Origin of the sequence: Nocardia barduliensis, from assembly GCF_013315795.1 — a bacterium.
GTDB classification, from domain to species: Bacteria; Actinomycetota; Actinomycetes; order Mycobacteriales; family Mycobacteriaceae; genus Nocardia; species Nocardia barduliensis.
In genome coordinates, this window is record NZ_JABLTE010000077.1 from 1 (window position 1) to 21,435 (window position 21,435).

The 21,435-nt window shown below is 70.4% G+C and carries 19 protein-coding genes; all 19 read left to right on the forward strand.

The window, feature by feature from the left end; all coding sequences use genetic code 11:
- Positions 1 to 273: 273 nt before the first annotated feature.
- The 19 genes from mraZ (at position 274) to HOV91_RS27260 (ending at position 21,285) form a co-directional block, all read left to right on the forward strand.
- Positions 274 to 705, forward strand: a complete 432-nt coding sequence (mraZ, locus tag HOV91_RS27170; protein WP_039797118.1) for a division/cell wall cluster transcriptional repressor MraZ — start codon at positions 274 to 276, stop codon at positions 703 to 705.
- A 184-nt stretch (positions 706 to 889) separates the two neighbouring features.
- On the forward strand, positions 890 to 1,864 hold the full coding sequence (gene rsmH, locus HOV91_RS27175) for a 16S rRNA (cytosine(1402)-N(4))-methyltransferase RsmH (RefSeq protein ID WP_174188204.1): 975 nt from the start codon (positions 890 to 892) through the stop codon (positions 1,862 to 1,864).
- A gap of 124 nt (positions 1,865 to 1,988) precedes the next feature.
- Positions 1,989 to 2,759 (forward strand): cell division protein FtsL, encoded by a 771-nt coding sequence (gene ftsL / locus HOV91_RS27180; protein WP_174188205.1) that lies wholly within the window; start codon positions 1,989 to 1,991, stop codon positions 2,757 to 2,759.
- A gap of 131 nt (positions 2,760 to 2,890) precedes the next feature.
- The gene (locus tag HOV91_RS27185; protein ID WP_174188230.1) at positions 2,891 to 4,651 is read left to right on the forward strand and encodes a peptidoglycan D,D-transpeptidase FtsI family protein; all 1,761 of its coding nucleotides are present in this window, start codon (positions 2,891 to 2,893) and stop codon (positions 4,649 to 4,651) included.
- A 214-nt stretch (positions 4,652 to 4,865) separates the two neighbouring features.
- Positions 4,866 to 6,449: a UDP-N-acetylmuramoyl-L-alanyl-D-glutamate--2,6-diaminopimelate ligase gene (locus tag HOV91_RS27190; RefSeq protein WP_174188206.1), complete on the forward strand. Its 1,584-nt coding sequence runs from the start codon at positions 4,866 to 4,868 to the stop codon at positions 6,447 to 6,449.
- Positions 6,446 to 7,984 carry a UDP-N-acetylmuramoyl-tripeptide--D-alanyl-D-alanine ligase gene (locus HOV91_RS27195; RefSeq protein WP_174188207.1) on the forward strand — a complete coding sequence of 513 codons (1,539 nt, stop codon included), beginning with the start codon at positions 6,446 to 6,448 and terminating at the stop codon, positions 7,982 to 7,984. The genes HOV91_RS27190 and HOV91_RS27195 overlap by 4 nt, the downstream gene beginning before the upstream one ends.
- Positions 7,981 to 9,057: a phospho-N-acetylmuramoyl-pentapeptide-transferase gene (gene mraY, locus HOV91_RS27200; protein ID WP_174188208.1), complete on the forward strand. Its 1,077-nt coding sequence runs from the start codon at positions 7,981 to 7,983 to the stop codon at positions 9,055 to 9,057. The genes HOV91_RS27195 and mraY overlap by 4 nt, the downstream gene beginning before the upstream one ends.
- 47 nt (positions 9,058 to 9,104) lie before the next feature.
- Positions 9,105 to 10,547, forward strand: coding sequence for a UDP-N-acetylmuramoyl-L-alanine--D-glutamate ligase (gene murD, locus HOV91_RS27205; RefSeq protein WP_174188231.1), 1,443 nt, complete (start codon positions 9,105 to 9,107; stop codon positions 10,545 to 10,547).
- Positions 10,548 to 10,682: 135 nt separating this feature from the next.
- A complete protein-coding gene (gene ftsW / locus HOV91_RS27210) occupies positions 10,683 to 12,089 on the forward strand; it encodes a putative lipid II flippase FtsW (protein ID WP_174188209.1) in 1,407 nt (468 codons plus the stop codon).
- Positions 12,086 to 13,198, forward strand: coding sequence for an undecaprenyldiphospho-muramoylpentapeptide beta-N-acetylglucosaminyltransferase (gene murG / locus HOV91_RS27215; RefSeq protein WP_174188210.1), 1,113 nt, complete (start codon positions 12,086 to 12,088; stop codon positions 13,196 to 13,198). Before ftsW ends, murG begins: the two co-directional genes overlap by 4 nt.
- Positions 13,195 to 14,718 (forward strand): UDP-N-acetylmuramate--L-alanine ligase, encoded by a 1,524-nt coding sequence (gene murC, locus HOV91_RS27220; RefSeq protein ID WP_174188211.1) that lies wholly within the window; start codon positions 13,195 to 13,197, stop codon positions 14,716 to 14,718. The genes murG and murC overlap by 4 nt, the downstream gene beginning before the upstream one ends.
- A 6-nt stretch (positions 14,719 to 14,724) precedes the next feature.
- Positions 14,725 to 15,447: a cell division protein FtsQ/DivIB gene (locus tag HOV91_RS27225; protein ID WP_438822698.1), complete on the forward strand. Its 723-nt coding sequence runs from the start codon at positions 14,725 to 14,727 to the stop codon at positions 15,445 to 15,447.
- Positions 15,448 to 15,797: 350 nt separating this feature from the next.
- Positions 15,798 to 17,042: a cell division protein FtsZ gene (ftsZ, locus tag HOV91_RS27230; RefSeq protein ID WP_174188212.1), complete on the forward strand. Its 1,245-nt coding sequence runs from the start codon at positions 15,798 to 15,800 to the stop codon at positions 17,040 to 17,042.
- A 233-nt stretch (positions 17,043 to 17,275) separates the two neighbouring features.
- The gene (pgeF, locus tag HOV91_RS27235; protein ID WP_174188213.1) at positions 17,276 to 18,004 is read left to right on the forward strand and encodes a peptidoglycan editing factor PgeF; all 729 of its coding nucleotides are present in this window, start codon (positions 17,276 to 17,278) and stop codon (positions 18,002 to 18,004) included.
- A 37-nt stretch (positions 18,005 to 18,041) separates the two neighbouring features.
- The gene (locus HOV91_RS27240; RefSeq protein WP_174188214.1) at positions 18,042 to 18,803 is read left to right on the forward strand and encodes a YggS family pyridoxal phosphate-dependent enzyme; all 762 of its coding nucleotides are present in this window, start codon (positions 18,042 to 18,044) and stop codon (positions 18,801 to 18,803) included.
- A 105-nt stretch (positions 18,804 to 18,908) separates the two neighbouring features.
- Positions 18,909 to 19,691, forward strand: coding sequence for a cell division protein SepF (locus tag HOV91_RS27245; protein ID WP_174188215.1), 783 nt, complete (start codon positions 18,909 to 18,911; stop codon positions 19,689 to 19,691).
- A gap of 89 nt (positions 19,692 to 19,780) precedes the next feature.
- On the forward strand, positions 19,781 to 20,083 hold the full coding sequence (locus HOV91_RS27250) for a YggT family protein (RefSeq protein ID WP_039797136.1): 303 nt from the start codon (positions 19,781 to 19,783) through the stop codon (positions 20,081 to 20,083).
- A gap of 69 nt (positions 20,084 to 20,152) precedes the next feature.
- On the forward strand, positions 20,153 to 21,007 hold the full coding sequence (gene wag31, locus HOV91_RS27255) for a DivIVA-like cell division protein Wag31 (protein WP_174188216.1): 855 nt from the start codon (positions 20,153 to 20,155) through the stop codon (positions 21,005 to 21,007).
- Between the two features lie 77 nt (positions 21,008 to 21,084).
- Positions 21,085 to 21,285, forward strand: a complete 201-nt coding sequence (locus HOV91_RS27260; protein WP_084488747.1) for a hypothetical protein — start codon at positions 21,085 to 21,087, stop codon at positions 21,283 to 21,285.
- Positions 21,286 to 21,435: the final 150 nt, after the last annotated feature.

The window sequence follows — 21,435 nt, forward strand, 5'->3', positions numbered from 1 at the left end:
CCTCCCCACAAACTTCCCCCACCACGCCCCCGCACGGGGGGTGCCAGGGGGTTTGCTGGGTGTTTTCGGGCGTTTGTCCGCAGGGGTTGCGCGTGTCGGCAGAACTCGCGAAAGTTCTCCACGACAGTGATAGCTGGGGTGACCTGCGGAATCGTCTGGGTCGGGAGCCAGATCACCGCTTGTTTCGATTGAAAGTGGGGGAAAGTGGGGTAATGTGGAGCGCGCAGTACTGAAGGGCCGACCATCGAGGTGATCGAATAGGGAGGTATCGAGATGTTTCTCGGTACCTACACACCTCGCTTGGACGACAAGGGGCGACTCACGTTGCCTGCGAAGTTTCGAGACGATCTGGCGGGAGGGTTGATGGTCACGAAGGGGCAGGACCACAGCCTTGCCGTGTACCCGAAAGAAGAGTTCACCGCGCTCGCTCGGCGGGCCGCGGCCGCGTCTCGAAGCAATCCGCAGGCACGCGCGTTCGTCCGGGCCCTCGCGGCCGGAACGGACGAGCAGCGTCCGGACGCGCAGGGCCGGATCGTGTTGTCCGCCGACCATCGTCGCTACGCCAACCTGCAAAGGGATTGCGTGGTGATCGGTTCGGTCGACTTCCTGGAGATTTGGGACAAGCAGGCGTGGGAGTCCTACCTCGCCGAGCACGAGGAGGACTTCTCGCAAGCCAGAGACGAGTCGCTGGGCGGAATCTTCTAGCCGCGGGCGAACGAGTGCCACGCGGTCTCTGCCCGGACGCGGACCCTGACGTACTTCCCCGACGCCAGGTGCCGCGGTTCGGTCAGAGACCACGGGGCATTCGTATCGGTATCGAAAGCACTGTGTAGCAAGGCGACCCGTGTGCGGTGCGCGACGATGCGAGGCAGGACTCCGGGAGGTCGAGGTGAACCGTGAACAACGCGGCCCCCGCCATGTTCCGGTTCTGCTCGAGCGAGCCGACGCGCTGCTGGGTCCGGCCTTGGCCGAGCCGGGCGCGGTCTACGTCGACGCGACCCTGGGCCTGGGCGGCCACGCCGAACACTTCCTGAGCACCTACCCCGGCATCCGCCTGGTCGGACTCGACCGCGACACCACGGCGTTGAAGCTGGCCGGTGAGCGGCTCGCGCCTTTCGCGGACCGAATCACGCTGGTGCACACCCGCTATGACGGCATCGCCGACGCGCTGGCCGAGGCGGGACTGCCGGCCACCGGCTCGGTGTCGGCGATCCTGATGGACCTGGGCGTTTCCTCGATGCAGCTGGACGAGGCCGAGCGTGGCTTCGCCTACTCCGTCGACGCCCCGCTGGACATGCGGATGGACCCGACCCGCGGGATCACCGCCGCCGACGTGCTCAACACCTACAGCCACGGCGACTTGGCCCGGGTGCTGAAAACCTACGGCGAGGAACGTTTCGCGAGCCGGATCGCCGCCGAGGTGATCCGCCGTCGCAAGGTCAAGCCGTTCAGCACGAGCGCCGAGCTGGTGGAGCTGCTGTACGCCACGATCCCCGCGGCCACCCGCCGGACCGGAGGGCACCCGGCCAAGCGCACCTTCCAGGCGCTGCGCGTGGAGGTCAACGGGGAACTCGACTCCTTGCGCGCCGCGCTGCCCGCCGCGCTCGCCGCGCTGCGGGTGGGCGGCCGCATCGTCGTCATGTCCTACCAATCGCTGGAGGACAAGGTGGTGAAGCACGAGCTGGTCACGCACACCGCGTCCAGGACGCCGGTGGGCCTGCCGGTCGAGCTGCCCGGGATGGGGCCGGAGTTCCGGCTGCTGACCCGCGGCGCGGAGAAGGCGACCGAGCAGGAGATCGAGGACAACCCGCGGGCGGCCCCCGTGCGCATGCGCGCCGCCGAGCGGATCCAGGAGGCCGGGTGAGGAAGCGGTGCGCGGCGCCTCGTCGCGCCGGCTGCGTGCGGATGTCCCACAGAGAGAGCGGAGGCCGGATGAGACAGCGTCGTGCTGTGCTCCGGCGTCCCGGGAGGACAGAGGAGGGGAATCGATGAGCGTGCGGACGCGGACCGTCGAAGCGCCGGGCCGGGTCGCCCGGCGGGTCCAGGACGCCGAACGGGTGAGGTCGGGTGCGGCGCAGCGCGCCTACGCGCGGCGGCGCCTTCGGGCCGAGGGCGGTTCGGACACCGCGTTCCTGCCCACCGTGCGGCGCTCGGCGATGGCCGCGCGCATTCCGTTCGTCACGGCCATCATCGCCCTGCTCGGCTGCGGCCTCGCGCTCACCTTGCTGCTGACCACGCGCGCCGCGGAGGACAGCTACCAGCTCGGTGACGCGCGCGCGACGAACCGGCGGCTGGCCGACGAGCGCGCCGCGCTGCAGCGGGAAGTCGAAGCCGCCGATTCGGCGCCGGAACTGGCCGCACGAGCTCGCGAACTCGGCATGATCCCGGCCAAGGACCCGGCTCGCCTGCTGGTCGGCCCGGACGGCTCGGTCACGGTGATCGGCAAGCCCACTCCGGCTCAGGGCACTCCGGTGCCGCCGCTGAACGCCTCGCCGTCGGCGCGGCCGTGGGGCGAGCGGGTGGTGCCCGTCACCACCACGCCCGGTGCTCCGGTGCCGGGCAGGCCGAACACCGGGCCGCAGAACAGCGCGCAGGTGAACGCGGCGCCCGCGCCGGGAAGCCCGGTCCCGACCTCGCCGGTCCCGTCGCCCTCGGTCCTGCCCGCGCCGGCAGTCGGGGCACCCCAGCCACCTGCGGAAACGGTGCCGCGATCCGACGCGGCGCAGCCCGGGACAGCGCCTGACGGAGTGCCGCAGTGACGCACCCCGGCCCCGCGCCACGCCGGCGGCGCGGGCCTTCCACCGCCCGCGCCGCGGGCCGGCCGCGCCAGTCCGCCACCACCGTCTCGGACGGTCCGTTACGGTTACGCCTCGGCGTCGGCCGGGTGGTCATGCTCGTCGCGCTCGCCGTGGTCACGCTGCAATTGCTGTGGGTGCAGAGCGTCGCGGCGCCCGGATTGTCCGCGCAGGCGGCCAGCCAGCGCACCACCCACCAACCGGACCCGGCCACCCGGGGACCGATCACCGACCGCAACGGCAAGGCGCTGGCCTTCACCGTCTCCGCGAAAGCCTTGACCTTTCAACCGGTCCGAGTCCGCCAGGAACTGGCCGACGCCAAGGCCGAGAACGACAAGGCGCCCGACCCGGACGAGCGGCTGCGCGACATCGCGCGCACCATCCACGAGAAGGTGAAGGACGCGCCGTCGGAAGCGGACCTGCTGGCCAAGCTGCGCAGCGACGAGTCGTTCGTGTACCTGGCGCGCAACGTGGACCCGCGGATCGCCGGCGAGATCACCGAGAAGTTCCCCCAGGTCGGCTCCGATCATCAGAGCCCACGGGTGCACCCCGGCGGCTCGCTCGCGGCGAACGTCATCGGCGCCACCGGGTGGGACGGCCACGGCACCGTCGGGCTCGAGTCCTCGCTGGACTCGGTGCTGGCCGGTACCGACGGTTCCTACACCTACGATCGCGGGTCCGACGGCGCGGTCATCCCCGGCAGCTGGCGGGACGAACAGCCCGCGGTCAACGGGTCCGCCGTCGAGCTCACCCTCGACTCGGACTTGCAGTACTACGTGCAACAACAGGTGCAGCAGGCCAAGGACGTGTCGGGCGCGGGGTCCGCCTCGGCCGTCGTCCTGGACGCCAAGACCGGCCAGGTGCTGGCCATGGCCAACGACAACACCTTCAACCCCGACCTTGGACCGCAGAAGTGGGCCGACACCGACCTGAGCAACCCGTCGGTGACCGACGTGTTCGAGCCCGGCTCGGTGAACAAGATCGTCACGGCGGCCGCCGCCATCGAATACGGCCTGACCGACCCGGACGAGGTGCACCAGGTACCCGGCGCGATCCAGATGGCGGGCGTCACCGTGCACGACGCGTGGTCGCACAGCGTCGAGCCCTACACGACCACGGGTATTTTCGGCAGGTCGTCCAATGTGGGCACACTCATGCTCGCGCAGCGCGTGGGCGAGGACCGCTTCGCCGACATGGCGCACCGGTTCGGGCTCGGGCAGCGCACCGGCATCGGCCTGCCCGGCGAGAGCGCGGGCCTGATGCCCGACCGTGACCAGTGGTCCGGCGGCACCTTCGCGAATCTCCCGATCGGGCAGGGTCTTTCGATGACCACGCTGCAGATGGCCGGCATGTACCAGGCGATCGCCAACGACGGCGTCCGCATTCCGCCCCGGATCGTCCGGGCGAAGATCGCGCCGGACGGCACGCGCACCGAGGAGACGCAGCCGGACGGAGTGCGGGTGGTGAGCAAGCAGACCGCCGCCACGCTGCGGACGATGTTCCAGGCGGTGGTGCAGCGCGACCCGATGAACGCCAACCAGAACGGCACCGGGTGGCCCGCGGCCATCACGGGCTACCAAGTGGCGGGCAAGACCGGCACCGCGCAGAAAGTGGACCGGAATTGCCGGTGCTACTCCACGTCTTCGTTCTGGATCACGTTCGCGGGCATGGTTCCCGCGGACAATCCGCGATACGTGATCGGACTCATGCTCGACGCGCCCGTCCGCAGTTCCGACGGCTCCGGCGGCGGCTCGGTCGCCCCGCTGTTCCACAACATCGCCTCGTGGGCGCTGCAGCGCGACCGCGTGCCGCCGTCCCCGCAGCCGTCCAGGCATTTCGTCCTGCAGGCGGGGTGATCCGGTCACCCGGCCCGGCGCGAGCCGGGCGTGCGCGCCGCGGCCTCGCCCGGCGGCGTCCGGGTGCCGCGTGGCGCGGTCCCGGCCGGGTGGACGAACCCGTAGGGTGCGGGGGCGTGTTCCCCGCCCTTGCGATGGGGCGCATGGTCCCGCCGTGACCGGTCGCCGGTAACCTGACACGTCGATCGATGCCCCCGAAAGGAGCCTGGTTTCTGTGCAGTCCGGTCAACCGCGCGCATTGCGGCCAGAGCATTCGCCGTCGACGCCGCTGGCGTCGCTGGCCGCCGCCATCGGGGCCGCGACGAGCCTCGAATCGGCCGCGGGCGAGGTGTCGGTCACGGGCATCGAGCAGCGGTCGGATGCCGTGCTCCCCGGCGACCTGTTCGCCGCGCTGCCGGGCGCCCGCGCGCACGGCGCCCGTTTCGCGGCGGACGCGGTAGCCAAGGGCGCGGTCGCGGTGCTGACCGACGCGGCGGGCGCGCGGCTGGCCGGCCCGCTGCCGGTGCCGGTGCTGGTGCGGGAGCACCCGAGGGCGGTGCTCGGTGAGCTGTCGGCGACGATCTACGGCAATCCGTCCGAACGGCTGCGCATCGTCGGGATCACCGGAACCTCCGGCAAGACCACGACCTCCTATCTGGTGGAGGCGGGCCTGGCCGCCGCCGGGCTGTCCACCGCGCTGATCGGCACCATCGAGACCAGGATCGGCGGCAGGCGGGTGCCGAGCGCGCTGACCACGCCCGAGGCGCCGCAGTTGCACGCGATGTTCGCGTTGATGGTCGAGCAGGGCGTGGACGCGGTGGTGATGGAAGTGTCCAGCCACGCGCTGGCGCTGGGCCGGGTGGACGGGGTGCGTTTCGCGGTCGGCGCGTTCACCAACCTGTCCCAGGACCACCTCGACTTCCACGCCGACTTCGACGACTACTTCGCCGCGAAACGCAAGCTGTTCGAACCGGGTTCGCCGGTCGCGGCGCGCACCGCCGTGGTCTGCGTGGACGACGAGTGGGGGCGGCGGCTGGCCGCCGGTCTGCCGGACCCCGTCACCGTGTCGACCACCAGGACCGCCGCATGGAGCGTCACCGGCGCGGTGTCGGCGCACGGCGGCGAACAAGACTTCACCGCGGCGGGCCCGCACGGGGAAATCGCTGTGCGCCTGCGGCTTCCCGGCCACTACAACGTCGCCAACGGCCTGCTCGCGGTGGCGGTCTGCGCCGCGGCGGGCGTCGAACCGTCGATCGCCGCGCCCGCGCTGGCGACCGTGGACGTGCCCGGCCGGATGCAGCGGGTGGAGCGCGGACAGGACTTCCTGGCGATCGTCGACTACGCGCACAAGCCCGCGGCGCTGGAGTCGGTGATCGCCACGCTGCGTGGACATCTCGCGGCCGACACCGCGGGACGGCTCGCGGTGGTGGTCGGCGCGGGCGGCGACCGGGACGCGGCGAAGCGGCCGCTGATGGGAGCCGCGGGCGCACGGGGCGCCGACCTGCTGGTCGTCACCGACGACAACCCGCGCACCGAGGACCCGGCGGCGATCCGCGCCGCCTTGCGCTCCGGTGCGCTCGAGGTGCCGGAGGCCGAACGCGGCGAGGTGCGCGAGATCGGTGACCGGGCCGAGGCGATCGCGGCCGCGGTGGAGTGGGCGCGCCCCGGTGATGTGGTGCTGATCGCGGGCAAGGGACATGAGTCAGGGCAGGAGATCCAGGGCGTGAAGCACCCGTTCGACGACCGCGAGGTACTCGCGGCCGCATTGGAAAGACGTAGTCCGCAAGGCAACCACGCGGAGGACTTGACGGTTTCATGATCGAGATGACACTGCGGGAGATCGCGGAGGTCGTCGGCGGCACGCTGCACGACGTCGCAGACCCGGAGGTGCGCGTAACCGGCTCGGTCGAATTCGATTCGCGCCGAATCGGTTCCGGCGATCTGTTCCTGGCGTTGCCGGGCGAGCGTTCCGACGGCCACGATTACGCGGGCGCGGCGATCGCCGCGGGCGCGGTGGCGGTGCTGGCGGCGCGGCCGGTGGGCGTGCCCGCCATCGTGGTCACCCCCAGCCGGGGCGCCGTGCCGTCGCGGTCGGTTGCCCTGAGCCATGACTCCGATGGTTCCGGCGCCGCCGTGCTGACCGCGCTGGCCGCGCTGGCCCGCGCCAGCGTGTCGGGTCTGGTCGCGGCGGGCGGCCTCACCGTCGTCGGCGTGACCGGCTCGTCCGGCAAGACCTCCACCAAGGACCTGCTGGCCGCCGTCCTGGCGCCGCTGGGCACGGTGGTTGCTCCGCCGGGCTCGTTCAACAACGAACTCGGGCACCCGTGGACCGCGCTGCGCGCCGACGCGGACACCCGTTTCCTGGTGCTGGAGCTGTCCGCGCGCGGGCCGGGGCACATCGCCGCGCTGGCCGAGGTGGCGCCGCCGAGCATCGGCGTGGTGCTCAACGTCGGCACCGCCCATCTCGGCGAGTTCGGCAGCCGCGAAGCCATCGCGAAGACCAAGGGCGAGTTGGTCGAGGCGCTGCCGCCGACCGGGCTCGCCGTGCTCAACGCCGACGATCCCCAGGTCGCCGCGATGGCCGCGCGCACGTCGGCGCGGGTGGTGACCGTCGGGCAGGCCGCCAACGCCGAGGTGCGGGCCACCGAAATCCGGCTCGACGACCAGGCAAGGGCCACGTTCACGGTGCACACGCCCGCGGGCAGCGCCCCGGTGCGACTGGCCGTGCACGGTGAGCATCAGGTGGGCAACGCGCTTTCCGCGATCGCCGTCGCGCTGGCCTGCGGCGCCGACCTGGAAACCGTCACCGCGGCGCTGTCCGGCGCGCGCGCCGCGTCCGCCCGCCGGATGGACGTGCGGACCACCGCGGACGGGATCACCGTCGTCAACGACTCCTACAACGCCAATCCGGACTCGGTGCGCGCGGCGCTCAAAGCGCTGGTGAGCATGGCGCGCGCGGGCGGGACGCCGCGGCGCAGCTGGGCGGTGCTCGGCGAGATGGCCGAGCTCGGCGCGGAGTCCGTCATCGAGCACGACGCCATCGGGCGGCTCGCGGTGCGCTTGGACGTCAGCCGGGTGGTCGTCGTCGGCACCGGAAGGCCCGCCCGCGCGCTGCACCAAGGCGCGGTGATGGAAGGGTCGTGGGGCGAGGAATCGGTCCTCGTACCGGACATCGAGGCGGCGATCGCACTGCTGGACAAGGACGTCGCCCCTGGTGACGTGGTGCTGGTCAAGGCATCGAAGTCGGTCGGCCTGTGGGAGGTCGCCGAGCATCTGACCGACCCGGACGCCGTGCGCGCGCGCGGCGGCGCGGCGGACAACCGGGTAGGGCAGGACACGGAGGCAGCAGGATGAGACAGATTCTCTTCGCCGCGGCGATCGCGCTGACGGTCTCGATCCTGCTGACGCCACTGCTGATCCGGTTGTTCGCCAAGCAGGGCTTCGGGCAGGAGATCCGGGTCGACGGCCCCGCCAGTCACCAGGCCAAGCGCGGCACCCCGACGATGGGCGGCGTCGCCATCCTGGTCGGCATGTGGGCCGGCTACCTCGGCTCCCACCTGATCGGCATCGGCTACGACGCGGACGGGCCGTCGGCCTCGGCGTTGCTGGTGCTCGGCCTGGCCACCGCCCTGGGCGCGGTGGGCTTCGTCGACGACTTCATCAAGATCCGCAAGCAACGCAACCTGGGCCTGACCGCGGCGGGCAAGTACATCGGCCAGCTGTCCGCGGCCGTGATCTTCGGCATTCTCGCCTTGCAGTTCCGTGGCGCGAGCGGGCTGACTCCGGCCAGCAGGCACCTGTCCTATGTGCGCGACATCAGCACGGTGACCATGGGCGTTGTCGTGTTCCTGGTGTTCGTCTGTTTCGTCGTCGTCGCCTGGTCCAACGCGGTGAACCTGACCGACGGACTCGACGGGCTCGCCGCCGGATCGATGAGCCTGGTACTGGGCGGATACGTGATCATCACGTTCTGGCAGTACTACCACGCGTGCGAGACCAAGCCCGAGGCCGGCTGTTACAACGTGCGCGATCCGCTGGATCTCGCCCTGGTCTGCGCCGCGGGCGCGGCGGCGTGCGTCGGGTTCCTGTGGTGGAACGCCGCTCCCGCCAAGATCTTCATGGGCGACACCGGTTCGCTGGCGCTGGGCGGCCTGCTGGCCGGGCTGTCCATCACCACCCGCACCGAGCTGCTGATGATCGTCATCGGCGCGCTGTTCGTCGCCGAGACGGCGTCGGTGGTGTTGCAGGTCGCGGTCTTCCGTACGACGCGCAACCGGTTGTTCAAGATGGCGCCGTTCCATCATCACTTCGAGCTCAGCAAATGGGCCGAGACGACGGTGATCATCAGGTTCTGGCTCCTGGCCGCGATGGCCTCCGCCGTCGGGCTCGGGCTGTTCTACAGCGAATACCTCTCCGCGGTCGGGTGAACGAGATGGTCGAACATTCTCCGCGGGCTCTGCGCTCACCGGGACCCATGCTCGAATTCCTCCGCGGCCGCGACGTCCTGGTGGCGGGCTGGGGTGTGTCGGGACGCTCGCTGGTCGAGCCACTGCTCGACATCGGCGCGCGTCCGGTGGTCACCGACGCCGGCGCGGCGGCCCTGGCCGAGGCCGCGGAGCTGGGGCTGGACGTTGCCACCGGCGCGGAGTTGGAGAACGCCGACTGGAGCCGGTTCGCGCTGGTGATCACCAGCCCGGGCTGGCGGCCGGACTCACCGGTGCTGGCCTCGGCGGTGGCCGAGGGCACGCCGGTGTGGGGCGACGTGGAGTTCGCCTGGTGGGTGGACCAGGCCAGGATCTACGGTCCGGTGCGCAAGTGGCTGGTGATCACCGGCACCAACGGCAAGACCACCACGACCCAGATGACCCACGCGATCCTGCGCGCCGCCGGAATCGCCAGCGTGGCCTGCGGCAACATCGGCCTCCCCATCCTCGACGCCTTGCGCCGCAACCCCGGCCCGCAGGTGCTCGCGGTCGAGCTGTCGTCGTTCCAGCTGCACTGGGCGCCGTCGGTGCGCCCGGAGGCGGGCGTCGTGCTGAACGTGGCCGAGGATCATCTCGATTGGCACGGCGGCCTGGACGCCTACGCGGCGGCCAAGGCCAGGGCGCTGGTCGGCCGGGTCGGCGTGGTCGGCCTGGACGATCCGGTCGCGGCCGCGCTGGCCCGCAAGTCGAAGGCTCGCCGCACCGTGGGTTTCCGGGTCGGGGTGCCCGCCGACGGCGAGCTCGGCGTGGTGGACGGCAAGCTGCTCGACCGCGCGTTCACCAAGGCCGCGATCCTGGCCGAGGTCGGCGACATCAGCCCGCCCGGTCCCGCTGGGGTCGCCGACGCGCTCGCCGCGTCCGCGCTGACCAGGGCGATCGACGTCGCTCCGCAGTTCGTCCGGGAGGGCTTGATCGAGCACCGGGTCGGCCCGCACCGGGCCGCGTTCGTGCGCGAGCTGGCCGGTGTCGATTTCGTCGACGACTCCAAGGCCACCAATCCGCATGCCGCGCGCTCATCGATCCTGGCTCATCCGCAGGTGGTCTGGGTGGCCGGTGGCCAGCTCAAGGGCGCGCACGTGGAGGACCTGGTCGAGGAGGTCTCCGACCGGCTGGTCGCGGCGGTGCTGATCGGCGCCGACGCGCCGGTGATCGCGGCCGCGCTGGCGCGACACGCGCCCGAGGTCCCCGTCGTCGAGCTGGTCTCGGGAGACGATGCAGGGATGGGTGACGAAGCGTCGAGAACCGCCGCGGCCGACGCCGTCATGACGCGGGCCGTCCGAGCGGCCGCCGGATTCGCCCGCCGCGGCGACACCGTGCTGCTGGCCCCCGCAGCCGCGTCACTGGACATGTTCGCCGACTACACCCACCGCGGCCGCAGCTTCGCCGCGGCGGTGCACGCCCTGGAAGATGGTGACATCGGACGGCGGCTGTGACGGAATCGGCGCGGCGACGACGGGCGGGCCGGAGGGCGCATTGTGAGTTCGGGTGAGGGCACGCGTCGGACCGCGAAGGCGGCCCGCACGTCGGGTCGACGGCAAGTCGGCCCACGGCGTGCGCGGGGATGGGGCATGGGTCCTGGGTCGTGGCTGGCGCGGCCGCTCGCGTCGTTCCACCTGATCGTCACGATCGCCACGCTGTTGACGGCCCTCGGACTCGTCATGGTCCTGTCGGCCTCCGGCGTCGTGGAGTACGCGGAAGGCGGGTCGGCGTACTCCTTGTTCATCCAGCAGACGTTGTTCGCGGCGATCGGCGCCGTGCTGTTCTATCTGGCTCTGCGGGTTCCGCTGCGCCTGTTGCGCCAAATGTCGTTCCCGCTGTTCGCGATTTCGGTGTTGCTGCTGGTGCTGGTCCTCATCCCCGGTATCGGTACCCGCGTGCAGGGCGCGCGTCGTTGGCTGATCTTCGGTCCGGTTTCGGTGCAGCCGTCGGAGATCGTCAAGGTGACGCTGATCGTCTGGGGTGCCCACCTGCTGGTCTCGCGGCGAGCGAGCGGTTCGAGTCTGCGCGATATCCTGGTTCCGCTCGTCCCGGCGGGCGTGCTGGTCTGTCTGTTGATCGTGGTTCAGCCGAACCTCAGCACCACGGTCGCGGTGGGCATCGTCCTCGCCGCTCTGCTGTGGTTCGGCGGCCTGCCGGTCCGGTTGTTCGTCACGATCGCGGTTTCCGGTGTGGTTGCCGCGGGCGTGCTCGCGATGTCCGCCGGTTATCGGTCGAATCGGGTCCGGTCCTTCTTCAACCCGGGCTCTGATCCGCAAGGCGACAATTACCAAGCTCGCCAGGCGCTGTATTCCCTGGCCGACGGAGGGATCTGGGGCAGGGGGCTCGGACAGAGCCGGGCCAAGTGGAGCTACTTGCCGAACGCGCACAACGACTTCATCTTCGCGATCATCGGGGAGGAATTGGGCTTCCTCGGCTGTGCGCTGGTACTCGGGCTTTTCGCGTTGTTCGTCTACACGGGATTGCGCATCGCCAGCCGGTCGGCGGATCCGTTCCTGCAATTGCTGACCGCCTCCGCGACGACGTGGATCGCCGGACAAGCCATGATCAACATCGGATACGTGGTGGGTCTGTTGCCGGTCACCGGGCTGCAGCTACCCCTGGTGTCGGCCGGTGGCTCGTCACTGGCGATCACGCTGCTCATGTTCGGCCTCATCGCCAACGCCGCGCGGCACGAGCCGGAGGCGGTGGCGGCACTGCACGCCGGACAGGACGGTCGTTTCAGTAGGCTGTTGCGGTTGCCCAAACCCGAGGTGTACGCGCCGGCTCGGGCGAGCGCGGCCCGCCGCGGCCGTGCGCCACGACCGGCCGACCGCGGACCGTCGGCGCTGCCGCCGGGCAGGCGCGGGCGCTACGGCGCGGAACCGCCGCGGCGCCGCTCGCCGGAGAGCCGCGGCACCAGCTCGGCGCGCGCCACCAGGGCTTGGGAACCCAGCTATCCGGTCAACCACGCAAGAGAACGGGGAAGATCTAGGTGATCTCGGTAATCGTCGCGGGCGGCGGCACGGCGGGCCACATCGAACCGGCACTCGCGGTGGCGGACGCGTTGCGGCGGCTCGACGATTCGATCCGGGTGACGGCGCTGGGCACCGAACGCGGTCTGGAGACCCGCTTGGTCCCCGAACGCGGCTATCCGCTCGAGCTCATCCCTCCGGTCCCGTTGCCCCGCAAGCCCACCCTCGACCTGCTGCGGTTGCCCGGTCGGGTCCTGGCCTCCGTGGCCGCGACCCGAGCGGTCATCGACGCGGTCGAGGCCGACGTGATCATCGGTTTCGGCGGGTACGTGGCGCTTCCGGCGTATCTCGCCGCGGGTGCGGGCGTGCTGCGGCGCAGACGCCCGGTTCCGGTGGTGGTGCACGAGGCCAACGCCAAGGCGGGCATCGCGAACAAGGTCGGCGCTCGTCGCGCGGCGCGGGTACTCGCCGCGGTGCCGGACTCGGGGCTGGCGAACGCCCGAGTGGTGGGCATTCCCGTGCGCGCCTCGATCACCGGCCTGGACCGGGCCGCGCTGCGCGCCGAGGCCCGAGCCCATTTCGGCCTGCCGACGGAGGGACCGGTGCTGCTGGTCTTCGGCGGTTCGCAGGGCGCGCGGACCCTGAACGAGGCGGTGTCGGGCGCGGCGCCCCAGCTCGCCGCAGCGGGCATCTCGGTGCTGCACGCACACGGCCCCAAGAACACCCTCGAGCTGGACGACTCCGCGACGAACGGTCCGGACGGCGCTCGGTACGTGGCGGTGCCGTACCTGTCCAGGATGGACCTCGCTTACGCGGCCGCCGACGCGGTGGTCTGCCGATCCGGCGCGATGACCGTCGCGGAGGTCTCCGCGGTGGGGCTGCCCGCGTTCTACGTGCCGCTGCCGCACGGCAACGGGGAGCAGGAACTCAACGCCCGGCCGGTGGTGCGCCAGGGCGGTGGCAGAATTGTCCCCGATTCCGAGTTGACGCCGAAGTACGTGATCGATGAGGTGATTCCGCTGCTCATGGACCCCGCACGGCTGACCGAGATGGGCCGGGCCGCCGCAGGCGCCGGGCACCGCGACGCCGCCGACGAGGTGGCGCGGATCGCCGCGGAGGTGGCGCGCCGATGAGCGACACCACCGCAGGCCGGGCGGCGCCGGAGACCGCGACCGGACGCACCGCGCTGCCCCCGGAGCTGGAGCGCGTGCACATGGTCGGCATCGGCGGAGCCGGGATGTCCGGCATCGCGCGAATCCTGCTCGCCCGCGGCGGCGCGGTGTCGGGGTCGGACGCCAAGGAGAGCCGGGGCGTGCTGGCGCTGCGCGCGCGCGGCGCGCAGGTGCGGATCGGGCACGACGCCACCGCCTTGGACCTGCTGCCCGGCGGCCCCACCGCGGTGGTCACCACGTACGCCGCGATCCCGAAGACGAATCCGGAACTCGTCGAGGCCAACCGGCGCGGCATTCCGGTGCTGCTGCGCCCCACGGTGCTGGCATCGCTGATGCAGGGGCATCGCACCCTGCTCGTCTCCGGAACGCACGGCAAGACTTCCACCACCTCGATGCTCATCGTGTCGCTGCAGCACTGCGGGTTCGACCCGTCCTTCGCGGTGGGCGGCGAGCTGAACGAGGCGGGCACCAACGCCCACCACGGCACCGGCGACATCTTCGTGGCCGAGGCCGACGAGAGCGACGGTTCGCTGCTGCAATACGACCCGGACGTCGCCGTGGTCACCAACATCGAGTCCGACCACCTGGATTTCTTCGGCACCGACGAGGCCTACGTACAGGTCTTCGACGACTTCGCCGACCGGCTCGCCGCGGGCGGCCTGCTGGTGGTGTGCCTGGACGATCCGGGTTCACGGGCGCTGGCCGAACGGGTCGGCGAGCGCTTGGCCGAGCGGAACGTCCGCGTCCTCGGCTACGGCTCCGGCGACCTCGCGGACGCGCCGGTGCAAGTCGGCGCGCGGCTGCACAGCTGGGAGCCGCGCGATGTCGGCGGGCTCGTGCAGTTCCAGCTCGCCGACGAGGCCGCTCCGCGCACGCTGCGCCTCTCGGTGCCGGGCAGGCACATGGCGCTCAACGCACTCGGCGCCCTGCTCGCCGCGCACGCCACCGGCGCCGAGGTGGGCGAGGTCATCCAGGGTCTGGAGGGTTTCGGCGGTGTGCACCGCCGGTTCCAGTTCGCCGGACGCGAGAACGGCGTGCGGGTCTTCGACGACTACGCCCATCACCCGACCGAGGTGCGCGCCGTGCTCGGCGCCGCCGCCGAACTGGTCCAGCAGGAGGCCCGCGACGGCGCCCGGTCCAGGCAGGGCCGGGTCATCGTGGTCTTCCAGCCGCACCTCTACAGCAGGACCGCGACCTTCGCGCAGGACTTCGGCGCGGCGCTGAGCCTGGCCGACGAGGTCGTCGTGCTCGACGTCTACGGTGCGCGGGAGAAGCCGCTGCCCGGGGTGAACGGAGCGCTGGTGGCCCAGTCGGTGACGAAACCGGTGCACTACCAGCCCGATATGTCCCGGGTCGGTCGGCAGGTCGCGGGCTTGGCACTGCCGGGTGACGTGGTGATCACCATGGGCGCGGGCGACGTGACGATGCTGGGCAGCCAGATTCTCGACGGATTACGGGCGCGGCCCCAGCACGGTCGGTGACCGGGCGTGCGCGGGGTCGGTTCGGCGCGCGCGGCCGGGCGCCGCGCGGGTGATCGGTTCGGCGCGATCGACTGGCGCCGGGTTCGGCTGTGGGGATTGCTGGCCGTGTGCGTTCTTGCAGTGGTCGGCGCCGTCGCCTGGTTCACTCCGGTGCTCTCGGTGCGCACGGTGCGGATCGAGGGGGCGGCGGCGGTTTCCGAACAGCAAGTGCGGGATCTGCTCGAGATCCCGTCCGGACGCTCGATGCTGCGGATCGATACCAACGCGGTCGCCCGGCGGGTGGCGAGCATTCCGAAGGTGCGCACGGCACGGGTGCAGCGCGTATTTCCGTCCACGGTCCGGGTGACGGTGGACGAGCGCACCGCGGTGTTGTTCTACGACAGTCCGCAAGGCGCGCATCTGCTCGACGCCGATGGCGTGGAATTCGCGATCGAGCCCGCGCCGATCGGCGTGCCGAAGTTGATCACCGAGCATCCCGGGGCCGCCGATCCGGTGACCGGGGCGGCGGTCTCGATACTCGCCATCGTGCCGCCTGCGCTGGCCGTTCAGGTGAGCGAGGTTGTCGCACGGTCCATTTCGGATATTTCGCTGAATCTGAAGGACGGACGCACGGTACTCTGGGGCGGGACCAACGACGCCGAACGGAAGTCGGCGGTCGTATTGCCGTTGTTGACACGCCCCGGAACGGTGTTCGATGTTTCGAGTCCCAATCTGGTCACGGTAAAGTGATCCACACCCATTGTGTCCAGCGAATATTCGGCGGTCCGGAAGCGGTTCCGGCGCCGAACACGGGGCCGGGGGGCAACCGTTCACCATACGACGTGTGGAGCGGCGAGACGAGTCGGATCACGCAAGATTCTGGCTCTCGTCTCGGCGCGCCTGCGCGCGTATCGCGTCGGCTGCGAATAGCGTTCCGCACCAGTCGGATACTTGACATAACGCTAACCCTATGGTTGAGCTTTAGAGTTTGCCCGAGCCGCGGTTCGCTCTTCGCAGCGACCCGACTCCGGAACGGGCCCACGAGCGTGTGCCGAGAATCCGGAAACGACAGGCTTTAGATCGAAGGAAGGCGAGAGCCCATGACGCCCCCGCACAACTACCTTGCGGTGATCAAGGTCGTCGGTATCGGCGGCGGCGGTGTGAATGCCGTCAACCGGATGATCGAGCAAGGACTCAAAGGTGTCGAGTTCATCGCGGTCAACACCGACGCCCAAGCGCTGCTGATGAGCGATGCCGACGTCAAGCTCGACGTCGGCCGGGAACTGACCCGCGGTCTGGGAGCAGGCGCGGACCCCGAGGTCGGGCGCAAGGCCGCCGAGGACCACAAGGACGAGATCGAAGAGGTGCTCAAGGGCGCCGACATGGTCTTCGTGACCGCGGGCGAGGGCGGTGGCACCGGTACCGGTGGCGCCCCTGTCGTCGCGCAGATCGCGCGCAAACTCGGCGCGCTCACCATCGGCGTGGTCACCCGCCCGTTCTCCTTCGAGGGCAAGCGGCGCGGGAACCAGGCCGAGGTCGGGATCAACCTGCTGCGCGAGTCGTGCGACACGCTGATCGTCATCCCGAACGACCGGCTGCTGCAGCTCGGCGACGCGGCCGTGAGCCTGATGGACGCCTTCCGCTCCGCGGACGAGGTGCTGCTCAACGGTGTGCAGGGCATCACCGACCTGATCACCACACCCGGCCTGATCAATGTCGACTTCGCCGACGTCAAGAGCGTGATGTCCGGCGCGGGCAGCGCGCTGATGGGCATCGGCTCGGCGCGGGGCGAGGGCCGCTCGGTGAAAGCGGCCGAGTCGGCGATCAACTCGCCGCTGCTGGAAGCGTCGATGGACGGCGCGCACGGCGTGCTGCTGTCGATCGCGGGCGGATCCGACCTCGGCCTGTTCGAGATCAACGAGGCCGCCTCGCTCGTGCAGGAGGCCGCGCACATCGAGGCCAACATCATCTTCGGAACGGTGATCGACGATTCGCTCGGCGACGAGGTGCGGGTCACCGTGATCGCGGCGGGCTTCGACGGCGGCGGGCCCGCCCGGCGCACCTTCGAGAACCCGAGCCGCAGCACCATCGGCACGGCGCGCTCCGGCGAGATCGGGCAGAGCCGCGCCAGCGAGTTCACCGCGCGCGGCAGCGAGAGCACATCGAGCACTTCCGGTACGAGCACGACCGGCCGCGGCGCGGTGCCGAGCTACCGCGACACCGAACGGGCGCGGACGCTGGCCGAGCCGACGGTGACGAGCAACTCGCGATCGCACATCACCCCGCCGGATGCCGGCGACGATGACGACGACGTGGACGTGCCTTCGTTCATGCGGAGGGGCTAGCGCGGGAACGAGGTTCCGGCGCGGGCCGGGACCGAGCGCAACGAGCGATCCCGGCCGGCGCCGGGACGCGCGAGCTGGACACGGGGGTGGTGTCGGCGAACTACGACGACCGACAGGCAATTTCAGAGGGAAGCGCGGGCCCGCAAACGGCTCCGCGCGATCGATCGGGGGAAGATTCCGCCCCTACCTGGGCATTTCGACGGCCTTCGCCGAGCGCCATTAGGCTCGTGGCCATGACTATCGCGCCGACCATCACTGTCCGACGGGTCACCACGACCAGGTCCGGAGGCTTCTCGGCGCCGCCCTACGACTCGTTCAATCTCGGCGACCACGTCGGTGACGATCCGGTGGCGGTGCGACGCAACCGAGACCGGCTGGCCGAGGGCATCGGCCTGTCGCCCGAGCGGCTGGTCTGGATGGAACAGATCCACGGGCGCACCGTGGAGATCGTCGACGGCCCGCGCGCCGAGCCGGTCCCCGCCACCGACGCGCTCGTGACCACGGTGCCCGGTCTCGCGCTGGTGGTGCTCACCGCCGACTGCGTACCGATCCTGCTGTCCGACGACGAGGCGGGCGTGATCGCCGCCGTGCACGCCGGACGGATCGGCGCCCGCATCGGCATCGTGCCGCGGGTACTCGAGGCGATGGTGTCGGTCGGCGCGCGCCTGGACCGGGTCGGGGCGCTGCTCGGGCCCGCCGCCTCCGGCCGTCGGTACGAGGTTCCCGCCGCGATGCGCGACGATGTCGAAGCGCACCTGCCCGGCAGCGCGACCACCACCGCCCGCGGCACGCCCGGACTCGACCTGCGCGCGGGCATCGCCCGGCAGCTCACCGAGGCGGGCGTAACCGGGATCGCGATCGACCCGCGCTGCACCATCGAGGACCACACCCTGTTCAGCCATCGTCGCGGCGCGCCGACCGGCCGGATCGGCGGAGTGATATGGATGGAGGCGGGCGCATGAGCGGGTGCGTGATCCCGGGGCCGGGCGAGGTGCGGTCATGAACACCGGAGCCGGGACCGCGGTGGGCGGCTCGCTCGCGGCCCGCACCGCGCAGCTGTCGGACAACCTGGCCGGTCTGCTCGCCCGCATCGATGCCGCTTGCCGGGCGGCGGGCCGGGCGCCGGATGCGGTGCGGCTGCTGCCGGTGACGAAATTCTTCCCCGCCTCCGACGTGGCGATCTTGCATCGGCTCGGCAGGCGCGAGTTCGGCGAGTCGCGCGAGCAGGAGGCCGCGGCCAAGGTGGCGGCCCTGCGTGAGGAAGACCTCTCCGGCGTCCGCTGGCACATGATCGGGCGGTTGCAGCGGAACAAGGCGCGGAGTGTGGCCCGGTGGGCGCACACCGTGCACTCGGTCGACAGCGAACGTCTGGCAACCGCTCTTGACGCCGGTGCGCTGGCCGCGCTGGAGGCTGGGGAGCGCACCGAACCGGTCCGGGTGTTGCTCCAGGTGAGCCTGGACGACGACCCGGCGCGCGGGGGTGTCGCGGCGAACGATCTGCCCGTGCTCGCCGAACGGATTGCGAACGCTCCGGGATTACGTTTGTCGGGTCTGATGGCCATTCCGCCCGTGGGCGCGGAGTCTGATGCCGCATTTGCGCGACTTGCGATGTTGCACACGTTGTTGCTCGCCGATCATCCGGACGCGACAGAGCTTTCCGCGGGAATGTCCGGCGATCTGGAATCCGCGATCGAACACGGGTCGACGGTTGTGCGTGTCGGAACCGCCTTGATGGGTATCCGACCGATAACCTCGGCCTAGCAAAGAAACCTCATCAGTCACATTCGACACATATGCTGGGAACTGAAGAGGGCTGAGCAAGACTTCAACACCCGGCCGCCACCGGGGCCGAAGGAAGGTCGACCAATGAGCACGCTGCACAAGTTCAAGGCGTACTTCGGCATGGTTCCGCTCGAGGATTACGAAGACGACTACGTCGACGATCGCGCCCCCCGAGGCGTGGACGAGCGCGGTGCTCGCCGGCCCCGGCCCCGTGACTACACCGACCGCGACGGTTACGTCGATCGCTACGGCGAAGAACGGTACGGCGCGGGCCGCTTCGACGACGTCGACTACCCCGAGCCCGCGTACAAGTCCCCGTACAAGGCGGGTTACTCGGTGTCCCGGCGCGACGACTACGGCGACGAGCCCTACGTCGACGATCGCTACGACGCGCCGCGACGTCCCACCCGGATCGACTCCGCCCCCTCGGGCCGGTTCCGGGCGGGCGGTGCCGCGCCGCCGCTGCGCGGTGCCACCCGTGGCGCGCTCGCCGTCGATCCCGACGCCGAGGAGCGCAGGCTGGAGGAGCGCGTGCGTCCCGAGCCCGCCCCGGTGCGGCGGCCCGGGATCTTCGAGGACGGAGGCCCCTTGTCCAAGATCACGACGCTGCGCCCGCGCGACTACAGCGAGGCTCGCATCATCGGCGAGCGCTTCCGTGAGGGCAATCCGGTGATCATGGACCTGGTGGACCTGAGCAACGCCGACGCCAAGCGGCTGGTCGACTTCGCCGCGGGTCTGGCCTTCGCGCTGCGCGGATCGTTCGACAAGGTGGCGACGAAAGTGTTCCTGCTCTCACCGGCGGATGTCGACGTATCAGCGGAAGAACGCAGGCGCATCGCGGAAACCGGCTTCTACAACCAGAAATAAGCTCGTGATCTGGGGGGTGGAGCAGACCGCGCGCAGGTTCTGCGGCGCGGTCATTTTGCGCGAAGCGATTTTTACGGCAGAGTGAAGTCGTGGCCTTGTTCGCGGTGCTGTACTTCGTACTGTTCATCTTCTGGCTGTTGCTGATCAGCCGGGTGATCGTCGAGTTCATCCGGAGCTTTGCCCGAGACTGGCGTCCTACCGGTGTAGTGGTCGTCGTCCTGGAGGTGATCTTCACGATCACCGACCCCCCGGTTAAACTGCTGCGTCGGCTGATACCCCCGGTGTCGCTGGGCGGAATTCGCCTGGATCTGTCGATTATGGTCCTGCTTTTCATCGTGTTCATCCTGATGTCGATCGTGGGCAGGCTCGGGCAGCCGGTAGCTCCGGTGTGACAGAATGGGCCGAGAAGACAGCTTGCTAGATCTGCTAGATCTCCAAAAGACGCGTGAAGGGATCCTTCCATGCCGCTGACCCCAGCCGATGTGCACAACGTCGCGTTCAGCAAACCGCCGATCGGGAAGCGCGGCTACAACGAGGATGAAGTCGACGCGTTCCTGGACCTCGTCGAGCAGGAGCTCTCGCGGCTGATCGAGGAGAACGCGGATCTGCGCCAGCGGGTCGCCGAGCTGGACGCGGAACTGGCCGATGCCAAGAAGAACCGCGGTCCCGCCGGGGTGAACGCCGTGAAACCGCCGGTACCGCAGGCTCCGCCGCCGCCGGAACCGATCAAGCCCCCGGTTCCCGTCGCGCCGCCGGCCCCGATGCCCGCCGCGCCGGTGGCCAAGGACGCGCCGGGCGCGGACGCGAACCTGCAGGCCGCCAAGGTGCTCAGCCTCGCCCAGGAGATGGCGGATCGGCTGACCAGCGACGCCAAGGCCGAAGCGGAGAGTTTGCTGTCGAACGCCCGGGCGAATTCCGAGCGACTGGTCGGAGACGCCAGGACGCGGTCGGAGGCCATGATCGCCGACGCCCGCCAGAAGTCGGACGCGATGCTGTCGGACGCGCAGAGCCGTTCGGACAGCCAGCTGCGCCAGGCCAAGGAGAAGGCCGACGCGCTGCAGGCGGACGCCGAACGCAAGCACACCGAGATCATGGCGACCATCACCCAGCAGCGCAGCGTGCTGGAGAGCCGGATCGAGCAGCTCAAGACCTTCGAGCGGGAGTACCGGGTGCGGTTGAAGTCCTACCTGGAGTCGCAGCTCGAGGAGCTGGAGAACCGTGGCTCGGCCGTTCCGGTCGACGGCGGCGAAGCCTTCGCGGACGCCAACACGGCGAACAACCTCGCGCCGGCCTCCTTCGCCAAGGGCGGCAAGTAACCCGCCACGCCCCAGCACAGCAGTTCGCATACTGTTAGAGGAACTGTCGAGCCGCCCGGCATGCCTTGGGGGTCACCATGCTCGTCTTGACACTCGTCCTTGCCGCGATCGGCTTCGCCCTGCTCGTGGCGGCTCTCACCACCGGATCGGTGATCTGGGCGTGGGGCTGCATCGTGGTGTGCGTCATCGGTGCGATGCTCTTGCTGGTGAGTGCCTTGTCCATGCGGAGCCCGGATGGTGATTCGCCGCCGCCTCCCGGTCGTCATGCCAAACGGTGAGGCGTCCGCACCGGCTCAGCGCCGACCCGCCTCAGCAAATGAGTTGACCGCTGCGGCTAGAATCAAACATGAATACGGCGTCGATCCGGCTATCACCGGGGAGCCTTCGGAAGAACGGCGGCACGGCCTTCGGGTCGGGCGCTCAGTAGA